The organism is Phormidesmis sp. 146-12 (assembly GCF_052939495.1).
In genome coordinates, this window is record NZ_JBJPHS010000044.1 from 52,477 (window position 1) to 54,781 (window position 2,305).

A 2,305-nucleotide genomic window follows, 5' to 3' on the forward strand; every position below is an offset into this window, starting at 1 on the left:
TGACGGCTCCGAGTCCGACTCATGCGTTGAGTTTGGCGATCGTCGGGGCGCTGACGGCCAAGCTACAAAAACAGCGCTACGTGCAGGAAGATTTTATTTCGGTTGCCCTGATTGTATTTGGAATGGCAGTCTTAGCCGAAACGGTGACGGCGATTCAGTTTAGTTTGCTGGGTGGTCGGTCGATCGCTGAGATCTGGACGTATCACCAGTTTGTCGCACTCAGTTCAGCAATTCTCAGCAGTCTGTGGGCCCCTGTGGTATACTTTCCCCTCAATCGCTGGTGGGAGCATATGGGAATGGTAGAGCCGACAGGGTGAGGGAGAACTTCGATGATCTGTTCCCCCTTTCGGGGTAATCCACTTCGCGAGAGGGAATGAGGGATGAGATAAGTCTGTCTGAGCAGTATGCGGCGGGATTGTCGGGCTTTGCTAGGCAGCGGTTTCTGAACTCTTTACTTGCGTCTTCTCGGTGTCAACTGGCTTATCTGTTTTGCGAATAGTGAGTAAAACTAACGCCGCGAGTTCTGGAACAAGTGCAGCAATTGCAGTCAGTTTGAGCGACCAAGTTTCGGATGCATTAAACAACCCTGCTGCGTTGCTCAAGTGTGCAGATACGATATCGGTCATATCAATGGCAAGGCACGCCCACAAAAGTGTTTTCACAGTACTTCTATCTGCAAAAGCAACGATCGCAGCAAGCACAATGTCTCTAACTGCCCAAACACGAATGATGTAAGGCATTTGGATGTTTAGATCGATGGGGATGTTAAGTTGCTCCATCAGCCATTGTGGGTCAGCATAGCCAACAGCGCTGAGACTAAACCGAATCAAGCACATCAGCCCTATTAGTAAAGCAACAAACCAGCCTTGGTCTCTCATATTTGCCCCTACCTGTAGAATTCACTAGAAATCTATGTAGACACTAAACGCAGGAGTTTCCAAAGTAAAGTAGTTACCGTTTAGTAACTGCACAATACATCAGAGACTACCAGTATCTATGGCAGAACCAGAATCCGCTCCCCTTGAAAAACTCCTCAACCAAATAGCAGGACAGTGGACGATATACATTCTGTGGATTTTAGACACCAACGGAACCTTACGCTTTGGCGAATTGAGACATAAAGTTGATGGTATTTCACCAGCTTGATGAACTAGGACACTCCCAGTAGTTATTCTGCAAGAAGTCGAACATTTGAGCAAAACTCGTCATCACTCTCTGCCGCAATTCGATATCCTAGTGACAGTGTAAGTTTACGTAACTTTACAAGCTCCAATCTTCCTGACTCAATTTATGAAATGTATCATCGATCGCCGTGCCCAATTTTCGGCTAGTCATCGATATTGGCTGCCCAATCTGAGCGAGGCGGAGAACTTCGATCGCTTTGGTGCCTGCGCCCGTCCGATGGGTCATGGCCACAACTATGTGCTGTATGTGTCGATGCTGGGCGATCTGGATGAATATGGCATGGTGCTTAACCTGACAGATGTCAAACACGTCATCAAAAAAGAGGTCACCAGCCAGCTTGATTTCTCGTTTCTCAATGATGCCTGGGTCGAGTTTCAGCAGACCTTGCCTACCACCGAGAATATTGCACGAGTCATCTGGCACAAACTAGAATCGCATTTGCCGATCGTCAATATCCGCCTCTACGAACACCCCGAACTCTGGGCCGATTACCAAGGAAACTCTATGGAAGCTTTTCTCACTGTCAGCACCCATTTCAGCGCCGCTCACCGTCTCGCCCGACCCGATCTGAGCTTTGAAAAGAACTGCGAAATCTATGGCAAGTGCGCTCGTCCCAATGGTCACGGCCACAACTATCATCTAGAAGTCACAATCAAAGGTGAAATCGATCCAGAAACGGGAATGTTAGCAGATTTAGTTGCGTTTGAGAAAGCGATCGAAGACTACGTGACGGAACCCTTTGACCACACTTTTTTGAATAAAGACATTGCATATTTTGAAAAAGTTGTTCCCACTGCCGAAAACATCGCCGTACATATTCGCGATCTGCTAGAACAACCGATTCGCAACATCGGCGCACAGCTTTACAAAATCAAATTAATCGAGAGTCCTAACAACTCCTGTGAAGTCTACGGATCAGGCGTTTCGGATGCTGTAGCGATGAAAATGCGCGAACCTGACATGGCGACCCCTTGCGGGTAACTCGAAGAGATCGTCTAACCTCATTTCACACTCAAAACTTCTCAAGGGTGGGCAATCTCGTCTACCCTTTTTTGTGTTTAAAGAATTAAGTGCCTATCCGAAAACTTGAATTGCCCTGACGACAATACAAGCACAGGAT

At 47.4% G+C, this 2,305-nt stretch carries 3 protein-coding genes; 2 read left to right on the top strand and 1 reads right to left on the bottom strand.

The annotated features are described in order from the left end of the window. On the top strand, window positions 1-317 hold a 317-nt coding region (gene mreD / locus ACKFKF_RS18765), incomplete at its 5' end, for a rod shape-determining protein MreD (RefSeq protein WP_446869095.1). A gap of 111 nt (window positions 318-428) precedes the next feature. On the opposite strand, the gene ACKFKF_RS18770 is transcribed toward mreD, so the two are convergent. Next, complete coding sequence (locus ACKFKF_RS18770; protein WP_446869096.1) at window positions 429-878, bottom strand: hypothetical protein; 450 nt, start codon at window positions 876-878, stop codon at window positions 429-431. Window positions 879-1,290: 412 nt separating this feature from the next. On the opposite strand from ACKFKF_RS18770, the gene ACKFKF_RS18775 reads away from it, so the two are divergent. Further along, window positions 1,291-2,166: a 6-carboxytetrahydropterin synthase gene (locus ACKFKF_RS18775; protein WP_446869097.1), complete on the top strand. Its 876-nt coding sequence runs from the start codon at window positions 1,291-1,293 to the stop codon at window positions 2,164-2,166. Window positions 2,167-2,305: the final 139 nt, after the last annotated feature.

Excerpts from the sequence above, each read along its gene's own strand:
- ACKFKF_RS18770 (WP_446869096.1), bottom strand. The coding sequence starts at position 878 with ATGAGAGACCAAGGCTGGTTTGTTGCTTTACTAATAGGGCTGATGTGC.
- ACKFKF_RS18775 (WP_446869097.1), top strand. The coding sequence starts at position 1,291 with ATGAAATGTATCATCGATCGCCGTGCCCAATTTTCGGCTAGTCATCGA.